Origin of the sequence: Yaniella sp. (assembly GCF_030453185.1) — a bacterium.
Lineage (GTDB): Bacteria > Actinomycetota > Actinomycetes > Actinomycetales > Micrococcaceae > Yaniella.
This window is the reverse complement of sequence record NZ_JAKDKW010000002.1, coordinates 49020-64524: the sequence shown is the minus strand read 5'-3', so window position 1 is coordinate 64524 and position 15505 is coordinate 49020. Positions and strand designations below refer to the sequence as shown.

15 protein-coding genes are annotated in these 15505 nt (G+C 54.9%); 14 read left to right on the top strand and 1 reads right to left on the bottom strand.

The genetic code is table 11. The features are described 5' to 3' along the window. Positions 1-14 precede the first annotated feature (14 nt). The 12 genes from L0H14_RS00785 (at position 15) to L0H14_RS00730 (ending at position 11454) form a co-directional block, all read left to right on the top strand. Entirely contained in the window at positions 15-329 is a 315-nt protein-coding gene (locus L0H14_RS00785) for a YlxR family protein (RefSeq protein WP_336621680.1), read from the top strand. Positions 330-508: 179 nt separating this feature from the next. Beyond that, positions 509-3328: a translation initiation factor IF-2 gene (gene infB, locus L0H14_RS00780; protein ID WP_301415888.1), complete on the top strand. Its 2820-nt coding sequence runs from the start codon at positions 509-511 to the stop codon at positions 3326-3328. Positions 3329-3389: 61 nt separating this feature from the next. Beyond that, on the top strand, positions 3390-3803 hold the full coding sequence (gene rbfA, locus L0H14_RS00775) for a 30S ribosome-binding factor RbfA (RefSeq protein WP_301415890.1): 414 nt from the start codon (positions 3390-3392) through the stop codon (positions 3801-3803). A 4-nt stretch (positions 3804-3807) separates the two neighbouring features. Further along, entirely contained in the window at positions 3808-4728 is a 921-nt protein-coding gene (gene truB, locus L0H14_RS00770) for a tRNA pseudouridine(55) synthase TruB (RefSeq protein ID WP_301415892.1), read from the top strand. After that, on the top strand, positions 4725-5078 hold the full coding sequence (locus tag L0H14_RS00765) for a hypothetical protein (RefSeq protein WP_301415894.1): 354 nt from the start codon (positions 4725-4727) through the stop codon (positions 5076-5078). Before truB ends, L0H14_RS00765 begins: the two co-directional genes overlap by 4 nt. Then, positions 5071-5478: a hypothetical protein gene (locus L0H14_RS00760; RefSeq protein WP_301415896.1), complete on the top strand. Its 408-nt coding sequence runs from the start codon at positions 5071-5073 to the stop codon at positions 5476-5478. The genes L0H14_RS00765 and L0H14_RS00760 overlap by 8 nt, the downstream gene beginning before the upstream one ends. Before the next feature lie 34 nt (positions 5479-5512). After that, on the top strand, positions 5513-6493 hold the full coding sequence (locus L0H14_RS00755) for a bifunctional riboflavin kinase/FAD synthetase (protein WP_301415898.1): 981 nt from the start codon (positions 5513-5515) through the stop codon (positions 6491-6493). Between the two features lie 6 nt (positions 6494-6499). After that, positions 6500-7294 (top strand): trans-aconitate 2-methyltransferase, encoded by a 795-nt coding sequence (locus L0H14_RS00750; protein ID WP_301415900.1) that lies wholly within the window; start codon positions 6500-6502, stop codon positions 7292-7294. A 104-nt stretch (positions 7295-7398) separates the two neighbouring features. Continuing rightward, a complete protein-coding gene (gene rpsO / locus L0H14_RS00745; protein WP_301415902.1) occupies positions 7399-7668 on the top strand; it encodes a 30S ribosomal protein S15 in 270 nt (89 codons plus the stop codon). Positions 7669-7885: 217 nt separating this feature from the next. Beyond that, positions 7886-10111: a polyribonucleotide nucleotidyltransferase gene (locus L0H14_RS00740; protein WP_301415904.1), complete on the top strand. Its 2226-nt coding sequence runs from the start codon at positions 7886-7888 to the stop codon at positions 10109-10111. Between the two features lie 123 nt (positions 10112-10234). Beyond that, entirely contained in the window at positions 10235-11011 is a 777-nt protein-coding gene (gene dapB / locus L0H14_RS00735; protein WP_301421310.1) for a 4-hydroxy-tetrahydrodipicolinate reductase, read from the top strand. Positions 11012-11016: 5 nt separating this feature from the next. Then, positions 11017-11454, top strand: coding sequence for a tetratricopeptide repeat protein (locus L0H14_RS00730; protein ID WP_301415908.1), 438 nt, complete (start codon positions 11017-11019; stop codon positions 11452-11454). On the opposite strand, the gene L0H14_RS00725 is transcribed toward L0H14_RS00730, so the two are convergent. Beyond that, a complete protein-coding gene (locus tag L0H14_RS00725; RefSeq protein WP_301415910.1) occupies positions 11451-12677 on the bottom strand; it encodes a heparan-alpha-glucosaminide N-acetyltransferase domain-containing protein in 1227 nt (408 codons plus the stop codon). The two genes, L0H14_RS00730 and L0H14_RS00725, sit on opposite strands and share 4 nt — an antisense overlap. A gap of 135 nt (positions 12678-12812) precedes the next feature. Between L0H14_RS00725 and dapA the strand changes: the two genes are divergently transcribed. Further along, the gene (dapA, locus tag L0H14_RS00720) at positions 12813-13703 is read left to right on the top strand and encodes a 4-hydroxy-tetrahydrodipicolinate synthase (RefSeq protein WP_301415912.1); all 891 of its coding nucleotides are present in this window, start codon (positions 12813-12815) and stop codon (positions 13701-13703) included. Between the two features lie 64 nt (positions 13704-13767). Further along, positions 13768-15456, top strand: a complete 1689-nt coding sequence (locus L0H14_RS00715) for a ribonuclease J (protein WP_301415914.1) — start codon at positions 13768-13770, stop codon at positions 15454-15456. Positions 15457-15505: the final 49 nt, after the last annotated feature.

Genomic DNA, 15505 nt, shown 5'->3' with positions numbered 1-15505 from the left:
AGATCTGGAGGGCTATGGCCAACCATAAACCGATGCGATTATGTATCGGATGTCGCACGCGCGAAATGACTACAAACCTAGTACGTGTTGCGTATGACAGAACCGTTGATTCCCGATCATTGGTGATCGATGAGCGCAGCGTATTGCCGGGACGGGGTGCATGGGTGCATCGCGAGCCGGGGTGTTTATCTACGGCGCTACAAAGGCGTGCGTTCAATCGTGCTTTTCGCAATCAAGTCGATACCGAAAAGCTCGAAGCGGCACTGCTCAAGTGTCGTGAAGATGACACCAACACACCGAACAATGATGAAAGCGGGTCAGAGAACTGATGGATACCCGGTGAGCACACGATGAGTGCCCAACGATGAATATCAAAGTCAGCTCACGACGCATGAGCCACCTGTTAGGCGGTCTTGTGCGTATGACGACAGAGCATACATTCGACCGGCCAGAATCGCGGTTGTGTACTAAATAGTGCAGGCCACGATTCAGCCAGAACAGGAGAATCGTGGCGAAATTGCGCGTCCACGAAGTTGCCAAGCAACTTGGGATTCCTTCCCGCGAGGCGCTGAGCAAACTCGAAGAAATTGGCGAGTTTGTATCTTCAGCTTCCTCAACTATTGAACCACCAGTGGTGAAACGCCTGCGTGCCGAATTTGAAAATGCGGCACCTGAGGAGAAGCCAAAACCGGCTGCAAAACCGGCTGCAAAACCGCAGCCAGCTAAGCCTGCCGCTCCGAAACCTAAGCCGGCAAAGCCTGCTGCACCGAAAGCGGAACAAGCCAAAGCGCCGGCTGAAGAGCCGAAGGCCGCAGCACCGAAACCTGAACCGCAAGCTGAAGCGCCCGAAGAAAAAGCGCCAAAACCAGCTGCGAAACCTGCCGAACCCAAACCTGCAGAACCCAAACCTGCAGAACCACAGCCCGTGGAACCAGAACCTGAGGCAAAGCCTGCCACCCCGAAGCCTGCCGCAAAGCCGGCAGCTCCAAAACCAGGTCCAAAGGCTGCTCCAAAACCAGGAGCAGCACGCCCAGGCAACAATCCTTTCCAAGCCAAACAAGACACCACAGCGCCACGTCCTGGCCCACGCGGTGGGGGGCCACGTCCGGGGAACAACCCGTTCGCCCCACAACAGGGCATGCGTCAAGAACGCGGTGGAGGCCCACGTCCCGCTGGTCGTGGAGCGCCGAAGCCAGGGCCAAGTAAAGGCCCTGCCAAGGCAGGACCTAAACCAGGTCAAAAGCCTGGTGCGAAGCCACAGCAGCCACGCGAGTCTGGCCCACGCCCAACACCAGCAATGATGCCGGACCAGATCCAGAAACCTACACCAGCAGACGCAGGCCGTGGCGGCCCACGTCGCGGTGGCGGAGGTCCACGCCGTGGTCCTGGTCGCGGTTCACCTCAGGGTGCATTCGGTCGCGGCCCGCAGACTGGTCGTCGTCGCCGTTCGAAGAGACGTCAGCGTAATGACGATCAGCATCAGCAGGCACCGGTAATCGGTGGCGTGAACGTCCCTAGGGGCGACGGCAATACTGTTATTCGTCTTCGCCGTGGTTCTTCCATTGCTGATCTTGCCGACAAAATTAAGGCAGACCCGGCAGCACTGGTGACTGTGCTATTCCACCTTGGTGAAATGGCTACCACGAACCAGTCGCTGGATGAGGCCACCTTTGAGGTATTGGGCGCTGAGATCGGCTATAAAGTCGAGATCGTCTCCCCAGAAGATGAAGACCGTGAAATTCTTGACGACTTTGACATCGATTTGGATGACAAAGACGCTGCAGAAGACATGATCGCTCGTCCTGCCGTGGTGACTGTAATGGGTCACGTTGACCACGGTAAAACCCGTACTTTGGATGCGATTCGTAAAGCACGGGTTCGCGAATCTGAAGCCGGCGGTATTACCCAGCACATCGGTGCTTACCAGGTTGATGTTCAACACGAAGGTAAAGACCGTGCGGTGACAATCATTGATACTCCGGGCCACGAGGCGTTTACCGCCATGCGTGCCCGCGGTGCCAAAGTCACTGACATTGCCGTGCTGGTAGTAGCAGCTGATGACGGCGTTATGCCGCAGACAATTGAAGCGCTCAACCATGCCAAAGCCGCTGAAGTACCGATCGTGGTGGCCATTAACAAGGTCGACAAGGAAGGCGCGAACCCGGATCGTATCCGCGCTGAGCTCTCCGAATACGGCCTGGTTCCTGAAGAATACGGTGGCGACACCATGTTCGTGGAAATATCGGCCCTCCAGAACCAGAATATTGACGGTCTGCTTGAGTCGGTCCTCCTGACGGCAGACGCCGCACTTGAACTCAACGCAAACCCAGATCGTGACGCACGCGGTGTGGCTATTGAAGCCAACCTCGATCGTGGCCGCGGTCCTGTGGCTACGGTGCTTGTCCAAACCGGTACGCTGCGTGTTGGCGATACCGTGGTAGTCGGAGATGCACACGGTCGTGTTCGTGCGATGTTCGACGAATATGGCGAAACCGTCAGCGAAGCCCTCCCATCACGTCCGGTGCAGGTCCTCGGCCTGTCCAGCGTGCCACGTGCAGGCGACGTCTTCTTGGTAACCAACGACGAACGCACTGCACGTCAGATTGCGGAGCGTCGTGAAACAGTCAAGCGCAACGCAACACTGGCTCGTCGTCGTAAACGCATCACTCTGGAAGAGTTCGATCAGGCAGTTGCCGAAGGCAAACTGGATACGCTCAACCTCATTATCAAAGGTGACGCATCCGGTCCTGTTGAAGCACTCGAAGATTCGCTCATGCAGGTCGATGTTGGCGGAGAAGACGAAGTTCAATTACGTGTTATCCACCGCGGTGTCGGTGCAATCACACAGAACGACGTCAACCTGGCAACCGTTGATAACGCTATTATCATCGGGTTCAACGTGCGTCCAGCTGAGCGCGTCAACGAAATCGCGGATGAAGAAGGCGTCGATATGCGCTTCTACAATGTCATCTACGACGTCATTGACGACATCGAACTGGCACTCAAGGGCATGCTCAAGCCGATCTACGAAGAAGTGGTCCTCGGCCGCGCCGAAGTCCGCGAGATCTTCCGTTCATCGAAGGCCGGTACTATTGCCGGTTCGATGGTTTCATCGGGCATCATGCGCCGCAACACTCAGGCGCGCTTGCTGCGTGACGGCAAGGTGGTCGGCGATAACGTGACGGTTACCTCGCTACGTCGTTTCACCGACGATGTCACCGAAGTTCGCGAGGGCTTCGAATGCGGTATTGGACTTGGCAAGATCAACGACATCCGCGAAGGCGACATCATCGAAAACTACGAGATGCAAGAGAAGCCACGCGACTAATTTGCACACCCGCGGCGCTCCAGACCGGGGCGCCGCGGGCCCATACCTCAGGAGATCTACAATGGCAGATCACACACGTGCCGCACGCTTGGCACAACGGATCAAAGTTATCCTCGCTGAAGCCTTGCAGAAAACGATCAAGGACGATCGTATTGACAACGTAACCCTCACCGAGGCTCGTGTCACCAACGACCTGCAGCAGGCAACCGTGTACTACACCGTCTTTGGCGATGAAGAAGCGGTAGCCAGTGCACACCGTGCAATGGAAGAAAACCGTGGCCTGTTACGCCGTGAAATGGGTCGAGGCCTCAACATCCGTTTGGTTCCAACCTTGGAACTCATCCGCGACACGGTTCCCGAAAGTGCAGCACAACTAGAAGAAGTATTGCGCGAAGCCAAAGCACGGGATGCAGAAATCGCTGCTCAACGCGATTCCGCAACCTATGCGGGCGACGAAGACCCTTACAAGGAATAACAACATGGCTGGACTCGTTTCGGGACTGATACTGGTAGACAAACCTGCGGGTTGGACATCCCACGATGTGGTGTCTCGCACCCGCAAAATTGCCGGTACCCGAAAAGTGGGCCATGCCGGCACGCTGGACCCGATGGCTACAGGAATGTTGGTCATCGGGTTCAACAAGGCCACCCGTCTGCTCACCTACATCGTGGAAACCACCAAAACGTACCGGGCAACGATTCGCCTTGGACACAACACCTCGACAGACGACGCTGACGGCGAGATCGTTCAAACTCGACTAGCAAATGCCGTCACCGTCGACGACATTGAACGCGCCATCAACGACCTCACCGGGACCATTCAGCAGGTGCCGTCAGCAGTTTCGGCTATCAAAATCGATGGTAAACGTGCCTATCAGCGGGTGCGCGACGGTGAGACCGTTGAAATCCCATCTCGTGAAGTCACCATCCAGTGCTTTGATATCGAAGCGATTCGTAGAGCCCACGATGGCAAGACCATAGACGTCGATGTCGAAGTGGTCTGCACACCTGGAACATACATCCGTGCGTTAGCCAGAGACATTGGTGAAGCATTACAAACCGGTGGCTACCTGACCGCCCTACGACGTACAGCGGTCGGCCCCTACCATGTCGATAACGCTGTTACTCTAGAACAACTCGGAAAAGAATTCCGCTACACCGATATTTCTACGGCGGCCGCAAAACTATTTCCAACGCGGACTGTCAGCGAAGCCGAAGCAACAGATCTCGTACACGGTCGGCGTATTACCGCGTCGGATTCCACAGAACTTCTTGCGGCGCATTTGGACAAAGGCAAGGTCATTGCCTTGATTACAGATGCCGAACGCGCTGGCAAGATAGAGTCCAAACCGGAAATTGTATTCTCCACAATGGAAGATATCACCGGAGCACCGGCATGATTCTCAACGGCTGGTTCATTACCGGCGCGACTATTGGCGCTCTCTCAGCGGTCATATGCATTATCGCTACCATTTTCCGGAATCACCCGGCAGACTCTTCGATCCTCTCATTGGCCGCAGTTGAACTGTATCTCGCGGTGTATGCTGTGTATGCCCTGATCTCACCCATCCCGTTAAACGGACCGGGCTGGGAATTCTGGGGTTATATCTTCACCGCCATGATCTTGCCCCCGATAGCGTTCTTCTGGGGGATTACCGACAAAACTCGCTGGTCCAATCTGGTCATGGCCGCTGTTGGCCCCACCGTATTGGTCATGATTCACAGATTGCAGGTGATTTGGCATGGCTGAGCCCTCAGGCCGTACCACAGGAGTCGGACGCATTCTCGTTATGGTGTACGCCATATTGGCGTTGGCCGCCTCGTGGCGCTCTGGATTCCAGCTGTTATCAAAATTCGATGAAGCGCCCGTTGCATTTATGCTTTCCGGCTTATCCGGTCTGGTGTACATCATCGCAACCTTCGCCCTGGCAACACCCGGTCGTCGAGCGTGGCAGATCGCGCACCTGGCCGTCTGGTTTGAACTACTTGGGGTGATAATCGTTGGAGCGTGGTCGTTGCTCGCTCCCGAAATGTTCCCCCAGCCGACCGTGTGGTCTACGTTTGGGGTAGGTTACGGATTCATCCCGTTGATCTTGCCCATTATCGGCCTGTATTGGTTGTATAAGCACCGGCCAAAACGGCTAACCTAGAGTCAACCGCTCGCGAAGCAAAGGAAGACAGCAAGTGCAATATTGGGCAGGTACCGCCGCAATCGGCCACCCATCGCCGTCTGTGGTGACGCTAGGCAACTTCGACGGCGTACATCGAGGGCACCGAGCAGTGCTTAAACTCGTGGACGACACCGCCAAACAGCATGACCTGCAATCGGTCGCTGTCACCTTTGACCCGCACCCGCGGCTCGTGCACTTGCCCGAAGAACCATTGGTGCCGATCGTGTCACTGCCGCAGAAAATCCGACTACTGGAATCCTGCAACTTGGACGCCACTCTGGTCATCCACTACACCCTAGACTTTGCCACGCAAACCGCCCAAGAGTTTGTCGAGAATATTCTGGTCGAGGCCCTCAACGCACGTATTGTCGTAGTCGGCTCGGACACCCGCTTCGGCGCCGGCAATACCGGAGATATTAACACCCTGCGCAAACTCGGTAAGGCCCATAACTTTGACGTCGTCCAAGTTGATGACGTCGGAGAAACCGAGCGATGGTCGTCAACGTGGGTGCGGGATACCCTCGAAGCGGGCAAGGTCGCTCAGGCTAGCCGTATTCTTGGTCGCTACCATACTGTTGAAGGAGAAATCGTCCACGGTCATGCCCGCGGTCGCGAGCTCGGCTTTCCAACCGCCAATTTTGCCTCAGACTCACAAGGCATGATCCCTGCGGACGGAGTATACGCCGGTTGGTTCACCGATGAACGTGGCAATCAACTCCCCGCCGCCATATCGGTGGGGAGTAACCCAACGTTTAATGACATCGTACGGACCGTGGAAGCACATATTTTTGATCGGCCCGACGGAGAAGTGCTCGAAGACTTCAACTTATATGGCCAGCACTGTGCAGTTGAATTTGTCGCACGTCTACGGGGTATGAAAGCCTTCACGGGGATTGACGATCTCATTGAACAAATGGATGCAGACGTCGGCCAAGCCGGCGAGATCTTATCCGGCAAAGCCCCTGAAATTGATGCACCCCAACCTCGGAGATAAAAGTCATTGTCCAACCGTCCCACTGTCGCCCTAAAGCTCAGCCAGGACACCCGTCACCGATACACATTGGCCTTTGACACCGATCAGGCTGACCTCTATCACGGTGTGCGGCCCGGTTATCAGTCCGAAATTCTAGATTTTCTGAGCCAACGTCAACCAGGACTTGCTATAGACCTTGGCGCCGGTACAGGGCTGTTTACAGCACAACTGGTCGCTGCGGGCTGGGAGGTGGTGGCCGTTGATCCAGCGGCTAACATGCTGACCGTCTTAGCAAATGAACACCCAGAAGTCGAAACCGTGGTGTCCAAAATCGAGAACCTCGACATTGCTAAGTGGGAATCTCGAGCACACCTGGTGGTGGCGGCTCAGTCTTGGCATTGGATCGACACGCCGCAAGGTAGTCGGAAAGTATCCAAATTGCTTGCCGACGATGGTGTCTTCGGCATCGTGCATCATCAAATCGATACATCTCAAGCATGGGTGCTGCGACTGTGCAAAATAATGCACTCCGGAGACATTCACCCCGTGGAACAGCCACCCGAGCTGAGCTCGAGCTTTACCCAGCCTGTGGGGGAGTGGTGGCGCTGGGAACAAAAGCTGACCGTTGAACAAATTCATCACCTAATGATGTCCCGGGCGTTCTACCTTCGCACACACGACAAGCAACGAAAACGTATGCATGACAACCTCAATTGGTACCTGTTGGAACACCTGGGTTATGGACACTCTGCGAGTATTCGCCTTCCCTATGTCACAGCTGCGTGGCGCATGGAGCGAACTGAGTTGGGTGCTTCGGGGTGAAGGTGGTAGCGTAGAGCGTTGGTGTACGCTGCGGTCCGCGGTGGCGGCACCGGCCGAACACTCGGCCTCTGAATGAACGCGGTACAACTCTCAAGGAGTTTCTCATGTCGATTTCCCGTGAAGTAAAACAGCAGATTATTGACGAATACGCCACCCATGAAGGTGACACCGGATCACCGGAGGTACAGGTTGCTGTACTTTCTCGTCGTATTTCGAATCTGACTGCGCACCTCAAGGATCACCCACACGACCACCACACCCGCCGTGGCCTGATGGCTCTGGTTGGTCGCCGTCGTCGTATGTTGCAGTATCTCTACTCCGAAAATATTGAACGCTACCGTTCATTGATCGAACGTTTGGGTCTGCGCAAATAAGGTGAGACACACATTGGGGCGGCGCTCCGGAAAATTACCGGACGCCGCCTTGAAGTTTAACTAGACTAGAAGTCGGTACCAAACGGTACCGGAGATATTTTGCATCAAGCCTGTTCCGAGACCCGGTCCTCGACAGTGGCCTCCGGAGCACACGTTGCGGAGGCTTCGATCGAAGACCGACCTTCAGGTTTGATGCAGATTGTATGAAAGGAGACCTATGGAAGGTCCAGAAATTCAATTTGCAGAAGCCGTTATTGATAATGGCAAATACGGTACTCGTACCGTACGTTTCGAAACCGGTCGTCTGGCCAAGCAGGCCGCTGGCGCAACGATGGTGTCGATTGACGAAGACACATCGATGTTATCGACCACCACCTTTGGCAAAAACCCACGTGAAGGTTTCGACTTCTTCCCGCTGACCGTTGATGTTGAAGAACGTCAGTATGCAGCCGGTAAGATCCCGGGTTCATTCTTCCGTCGTGAAGCCCGTCCACCGACAGATGCTATTTTGACGGCACGTCTGATTGACCGCCCATTGCGCCCGGCTTTTGCCGATGGCATTCGCAACGAGGTCCAAGTTGTTATCACCGTGACTTCGATTGCACCAGACGAGGTTTATGACACCGTCGCAATTAACGCAGCGTCGATGTCGACCACACTTTCCGGCATGGACTTTGCCGGCCCAATCGGTGCCGTACGTGTTGCTCTGGTTGCTGACGAGAACGGCGATACCCAGTGGGTAGCCTTCCCGAAGCACTCGCAGCTCCAAAATGCTGTGTTCAACATGGCAGTCGCCGGTCGCGTTTCTGACGATGGCGACATCGCCGTCATGATGGTTGAAGCCGAAGCACCTGAAGGCGCATGGGAAATGATCAACGGTAAGGGCGTCTCCGCTCCAACCGAAGAAATCGTTGCTGAAGGCCTCGAAGCGGCAAAACCGTTCATCAAGGTCCTCTGCGACACCCAGGCAGACCTAGCCGACCGTGCTGCAAAAGCACCGGTTGAAATCCCACTGTTCGTGGCATTCCAGCAGGATGCTTTCGACGCCGTCAAGGATTACGCCGAAACACGTTTGACTGAAATCTTCTCGATTGCCGATAAACAGGAACGCGAAGCGGCCTCTGATGAATACCATCAAGAAGTCGTTGAGGCACTAGCCGGTGAAGGGAAGCCATACGCCGAGCGCCATGACGAAATCGTCAAGGCCTACGGTGCGGTCACTCGTCACATCGTGCGTCAGCGCGTTTTGACCGAACAGGTGCGCATTGATGGTCGTGGTCTAACCGATATTCGCCAGCTGACCGCTGAGGTAGAAGTTCTGCCACGCGTTCACGGTTCGGCAATCTTCGAACGTGGCGAAACACAGATTATGGGTGTCACTACCCTGAACATGCTCAAAATGGAGCAGCAACTGGACTCCCTGAGCCCAGAAACCTCCAAACGCTACATGCACCACTACAACTTCCCGCCATACTCGGTGGGTGAGACCGGACGCGTTGGTTCACCAAAACGTCGCGAAATTGGTCACGGTGCATTGGCTGAGCGCGCCATCTTGCCGGTGCTTCCATCTCGCGAGGAATTTCCTTACGCGATTCGTCAGGTATCCGAAGCGCTGGCTTCTAACGGCTCGACCTCCATGGGCTCGGTCTGTGCCTCAACGCTGTCCCTGTTCAACTCTGGTGTGCCATTGCGTGCATCCGTTGCAGGCATTGCTATGGGCCTGGTATCCGACACCGTGGACAACGAAACACGTTATGCTGCGTTGACTGACATCCTGGGTGCTGAAGACGCCATGGGCGATATGGACTTCAAGGTCGCCGGTACCAAGGACTTCATCACCGCCATTCAGCTGGACACCAAACTTGATGGTATTCCAGCCGATGTCTTGGCAGCCGCCTTGACTCAGGCTCGTGAAGCACGTCTTCACATCCTGTCGGTCATGGACTCGGTCATTGATGAAGCCGACGACATGAGCCCAACCGCTCCACGTATCCTCTCGGTCAAGATCCCGGTAGATAAGATCGGTGAGGTCATTGGGCCGAAGGGTAAAATGATCAACCAGATCCAAGAAGACACCGGAGCGGACATCAGCATTGAAGATGACGGCACCGTGTTGATTGGTTCGACCGAAGGTAAAGCAGCTGAAGAGGCTCGCGATACCATCAATGCCATCGCGAACCCACAGGTTCCAGAAGCAGGTGAACGCTATTTGGGCACCGTGGTCAAGACCACGAGTTTCGGCGCCTTCATTTCGCTGACCCCGGGTAAAGATGGCCTGCTACACATCTCCGAGTTGCGCAAACTCAACGATGGCAAACGTGTTGACGAAGTTGACGACATTGTTGCAGTCGGTAGCAAACTTCAAGTTGAAATCGCCAAGGTTGATGACCGCGGCAAACTTTCGCTGGTACCCGTCATTGATGAAGACGGTGAAGAAGGCTAAAGCCTTTTGACAGCATAAAACGCCGGACCGAACAGACCGTTTGGTCCGGCGTTTTGCCGTGCAAAACAAACCTCTGCTGCAGCACTCGGTGCGGCGCTCACAACATTGACTAAGCTAGGCCATATGTCCTCTGAAAAAAATCCTGCACAAGACCCCGTCAAAGTAGCGCTGGTAGGCGCCACCGGGAAAATGGGACAGTTCGCCATCGACGCCGTCAACGCGGCTGATGATATGGCACTGGTAGCCAAACTTTCCTCGAAGCATCCGCTAGACGATATCAGCGCAGCTGGTGCAACCCACGTTCTCGACCTGACAGTGCCCGATGTTTCTTCCAAGGTTGTACAATTTGCGGTCAATAACGGGCTCCATACCGTGATCGGTACGTCCGGTTGGACCCCGGATAAGCGGTCGGTTTTAGAAGATCACCTCGCTGAACACCCGAACGTCGGCGTATTAATTGCGCCCAATTTTTCGATTGGCTCCGTTCTCGCGACCCGATTCGCTGCCCAAGCGGCCCCGTATTTCGAGTCGGTTGAAGTCATTGAGATGCACCACCCGAACAAAATCGATGCCCCATCAGGGACCGCAGTGCGCACTGCCGAGATGATTGCTGATGCTCGCGAACAGGCGGGTGTCGGTCTTTCGCCTGACGCTACGGAACATGATCCAGACCATGCACGTGGCGCAAAGGTCTCAGGTATCAACGTGCATGCGGTACGCCTGGCAGGTTTAGAAGCGCATCAAGAAGTACTCATGGGTACGCCCGGCCAGCAGCTAGTGCTACGGCATGATGCTTTTGACCGTTCGTCCTACATGCCGGGTGTCCTGCTTGGCCTGCGAACCGTTGCCTCTCGTCCTGGCCTGTCTTATGGCCTAGACGCTTATCTCGACTTGGACTAATGCAGATGAAAAACAAAATAGCTGTTGCACTGCTGACGGCGCTGACACTGCTCTTCGCATTTTTGGCACTATGGTCCGCCCTCGCTTTTATTATCGCGGATAACTGGATCGCTAAAGTGCTGGGATTCGCGGTCGTAGCGATCGTGATCTTCGGCATTTGGGCGCTCATTCGCGAGATCCGTTTCGGAGCCAATACAGAAAAATTGGCCGGAATTCTCGATACCGAAGGCAAACTTCCCGAAGATAATCTGCCCCGAGTACGGGGTCGAATTGATCGTGACTCCGCAGACCAAGAATTTGAAATTTATCGACTCGAAACGGAAGCCGACCCGGATAATTGGCGCAGCTGGTACCGCCTTGGCCTTGCCTACGATGCCGCCGGCGATCGTAAACGTGCCCGAGCAGCCCTACGCGACGCTATCAGTATGTATCACAGCGCCTAACGTTTCGCGGCCGATCCGACGCTAGAAACCTTCCGTAGTAGGGACTCCAAGGGTCCTCGAACTCCGGCAAAATGCACGGTGACACCGATTGCCACCACTATCACCCAGTGCACGATCAGCATGATCCACGCATCGGTGAACATCGGGTCATCAACGTGCAGAGTCTGGCTCCAGTTGGTCGGCCATAATCCGGTCACGAGGACATGCACGACGTAGGCAGTCAAAGCAACCCTGCCAGCGGCGCTGAGCGGGAAGAGGATCTTGCGCACCAGTCCCATCCGGGTTATGAGCAGGAAGAATCCGATAACCGCCATCGCCGCCCCGGCTGTCGAATAGATATCCAAGGGTGCTCCAGAATGGGGGACAGCAAGGCCATACCAGTGGGGAGCCCCCATGGCTAAGTCAGTGTTAACACTCGCACCCGTCGTACTCATGGCCGGCAGCTGCTCCACCGGTACCCCCGTTGCATGCGCAATGCGATTCGCGAAGGCTGAATCGGTGAGTAACCACGCAGCGAGTCCGCGACACACACCATAGCTCAAGCCACCGATGGCCAGAAGACGCACACCGATCGACCATTTGTGCATATTGGTGCGACCGATCGCCATTCCGAGCAGCACATACCCGAAAAATGAAATCACCGGATAGTACCCGGTAAAGAAGATGTCCCACAGCATCAGTACCGGTTGCTGTACAACGTCCAACAGGGTCGGAGAGGTCCACAGCCTCCAGTTCTCTACATAGCTTGTGGTTCCGCCAGCTTGAAGCTGCATGAACCGGGTCAGAACCCCGTGCAGTATCGGTGACAGGACCACCCAAGAAACAGCCATGACGGTCAAGGCCCGTGATGACAACTGGATGCACCACATGGCGAGGAAGAACAATACGCCATAGTGCACCAGAATGATGGCTACATTCGAGCCAGCATGACCTAGCAATAGGCCAATCATTATCAGGGCGAGTGCCCGCAAGGAGAGCTGCATCCTTGATGTGAATACATCGGTTGTATTCTTAGTTAGCAACGTCAGGCCAACACCGGCCAACACAACAAACAATGCAGAGGATACGCCTGTCAAACTTGTACCCACCCACGTCGGCAACAGTGTACCGTCGGGTTCCGATTGCAAGAGTGGGAAAATGTGAGTGGCAATCATGCCCAATATCGCAACAGCGCGAGCTGTATCGAGGCCGGTAATCCGACCTGGCGCATCAAAAGGACGCATGCGGTGCAACTTTCTGACGAACGTTGGTTAACACGAATCACATTCGTGTGACCTATGGTGTTTTCATCTATTGTCACAGGTAAGCTGAGGACTAGAAGTTCAGACAACCTACGAACAAGTAGCGGTGAGGTAAAGATGACAGAACCAATTTTTGGCACCATGGTTCCAGCTATGGTCACCCCTTTTGCGGATGACGGCGCTTTGGATCTTGATGCAGCGCAGTCGCTTGCCAATTATCTGGTGGATAACGGTGCTGACGGCCTCGTCGTGACCGGCACAACAGGTGAAACATCAACACTAACCGATGACGAGAATATCAAAGTTTTTGAAGCCGTCGTTGAAGCAGTGGGTGCGCGAGCAAAAGTGATCGCTGGCACCGGAATGAATGACACTGTGCATTCAGCTGAGTTGTCTAAACGCGCCGAAGCCGCAGGGGCCGACGGTCTACTTCTCGTCACACCGTATTACAACAAACCAAATCAGGCTGGTATCAAGGCGCACTTCGAATACATTGCGTCCGCAACCGATCTTCCGGTGATGATGTATGACATTCCGGGCCGGTCTACGATGCCTATCGAGCCCGAGACCATCATTGCACTGGCCCAGCATCAAAATATCGTAGCGCTCAAAGACGCCAAATCCGACTACCAGTCGACCACGTTGGTTTTAGCTAATACCGATCTAGCGGTCTACTCGGGGGACGACGGCATGACTCTGCCGCTCATGGCTGCCGGGGCTGTCGGAGTTGTCTCAGTGTCTGGACATGCTGCACCGCGCACCTATCGAGAGTTAGTTGATGCAGCGAGTGCCGGAGATTTCGCCACCGCACGTCAAAAACACTTTGAACTGGATCCGATCCAGCGCGCCGTCATGACTCATACCCAAGGAGCTGTCGCAGCCAAAACCGTGCTGCAATGGCAGGGCATCATCCCGTCGGCACGCGTACGGTTGCCACTTGTAGCTGCAACGGCTGAAGAGCAGGCCGCTATCAAAGCCGACCTTGCCGAAGGCGGCATCACAGTATGATGCTTGCACGGTAAACCGCTCTGATCTTTACTTCACTAAACTTTCACGGAGGAAATTCGCGACCATGACCGAAATCCAAGAACTAGCCCAGCCACCGAAACTGCCAAACGGTACCTGTCGTATCGTGCCGCTGGGAGGACTTGGCGATATTGGTCGCAATATGACGGTCTTCGAGCTCAATGGCAAACTGCTCATTGTTGATGCCGGGGTCTTGTTCCCCGAAGAAGTTCAGCCCGGTATCGATCTGATTCTGCCGGACTTTGATTACATCAAGCAGCGTTTACACGACATCGTAGCGATCGTGCTGACTCACGGGCACGAAGACCATATTGGTGCCGTGCCATACCTGTTGCGTCTCAACCCGGATATCCCGCTTATCGGTTCGCAACTTACCCTGGCGCTCGTGGAATCCAAACTGCAACAGCATCGGATCAAGCCTCTGACCCTGGAAGCTCACGATGGTGGCCGAGAACAACTTGGCCCATTTGATCTGGAATTCGTGGCGGTCAACCACTCAATCCCGGACTCTCTCGCGATTGCTATCCGTACCGAAGCGGGCACGATTCTGCACACCGGTGACTTTAAAATGGATCAGCTACCCCTTGATGGTCGTATTACGGACCTGCGTGCCTTCGCCAGACTTGGCGAAGAGGGCGTGGATTTATTCATGACCGACTCCACGAATGCGGAAGTTCCCGGGTTTACCCCAACGGAAAAAGATATCGGACCGGTTATTGAGCAATATATCGGTCAAGCACAACGTCGTGTCATTGTTGCCTCGTTCGCATCGCATATTCACCGAGTGCAGCAAGTGCTCAATGCCGCGGTAAAGCACGGACGTAAAGTTGCCTTCGTCGGTCGGTCGATGGTCAACAACATGGGCATCGCTTCCAAATTGGGCTACCTGGACATCCCTGCGAATACCGTGATCGAGCTCAAGCATGTCAACAACTATGAAGATCACGAAGTGGTACTCATGTCGACTGGTTCGCAAGGCGAACCCATGGCAGCGCTGTCGCGTATGGCGAACGATGAACACCGCCAAATTACCATCCAAGAAGACGACCTCGTCATTCTGGCTTCCTCGATGATCCCGGGCAACGAAAACGCTATCACCCGCATTATTAACGGTCTGATGAAGCTCGGCGCCAACGTGATCCATAAAGGCAATGCCCACGTGCACGTCTCGGGACATGCATCCGAAGGCGAATTACTGTACTGCTACAACATCGTCAAACCCAAAAATGTGATGCCCATTCACGGTGAATACCGTCACCTGATGGCCAACGCCAGAATTGCCGAAGCCACCGGTGTGGCCAAAGACCAGGTGATCGTGACCGGAGACGGTGGTGTCATCGATCTCGTCGACGGCGTTGCACGCCAAGTGGGCGAAGTCGCTTCAGAATACGTGTATGTCGATGGACGCTCTATTGGGGCCGTCACTGAGGATGATCTGAAAGACCGCCAGGTGTTGGGCGAAGAAGGCTTTATCTCTGTCATTGCGGTCATTGATCGTGATACACGAACGGTCGTTTCTGGTCCCGAAATCCACTCCCGTGGTGTGGCGGAGGACGATGGTGTGTTTGCCGCGATCAAACCAAAGCTTGTTAAGGCGCTCGAAGATGCTGCCTCATCGGATAAAGAACACTCCACCCACCAGCTCCAGCAAATGATGCGTCGAACACTGGGATCGTGGGTTGCGCGTAAGCTACGACGTCGCTCGATGATCGTTCCGATCGTCATCGAAGCGTAAATTTTTAGCCAAAACTTGCCTCGATGCGACCTTAATCGGTCAAAAGCGG

Bases quoted from the DNA above. Each gene is read 5' to 3' on its own strand.
- L0H14_RS00785 (WP_336621680.1), top strand. From the start codon at position 15: ATGGCCAACCATAAACCGATGCGATTATGTATCGGATGTCGCACGCGC.
- rbfA (WP_301415890.1), top strand. From the start codon at position 3,390: ATGGCAGATCACACACGTGCCGCACGCTTGGCACAACGGATCAAAGTT.
- truB (WP_301415892.1), top strand. From the start codon at position 3,808: ATGGCTGGACTCGTTTCGGGACTGATACTGGTAGACAAACCTGCGGGT.
- L0H14_RS00765 (WP_301415894.1), top strand. From the start codon at position 4,725: ATGATTCTCAACGGCTGGTTCATTACCGGCGCGACTATTGGCGCTCTC.
- L0H14_RS00760 (WP_301415896.1), top strand. From the start codon at position 5,071: ATGGCTGAGCCCTCAGGCCGTACCACAGGAGTCGGACGCATTCTCGTT.
- rpsO (WP_301415902.1), top strand. From the start codon at position 7,399: ATGTCGATTTCCCGTGAAGTAAAACAGCAGATTATTGACGAATACGCC.
- L0H14_RS00740 (WP_301415904.1), top strand. From the start codon at position 7,886: ATGGAAGGTCCAGAAATTCAATTTGCAGAAGCCGTTATTGATAATGGC.
- dapB (WP_301421310.1), top strand. From the start codon at position 10,235: ATGTCCTCTGAAAAAAATCCTGCACAAGACCCCGTCAAAGTAGCGCTG.
- L0H14_RS00730 (WP_301415908.1), top strand. From the start codon at position 11,017: ATGAAAAACAAAATAGCTGTTGCACTGCTGACGGCGCTGACACTGCTC.
- L0H14_RS00725 (WP_301415910.1), bottom strand. From the start codon at position 12,677: ATGCGTCCTTTTGATGCGCCAGGTCGGATTACCGGCCTCGATACAGCT.
- dapA (WP_301415912.1), top strand. From the start codon at position 12,813: ATGACAGAACCAATTTTTGGCACCATGGTTCCAGCTATGGTCACCCCT.
- L0H14_RS00715 (WP_301415914.1), top strand. From the start codon at position 13,768: ATGACCGAAATCCAAGAACTAGCCCAGCCACCGAAACTGCCAAACGGT.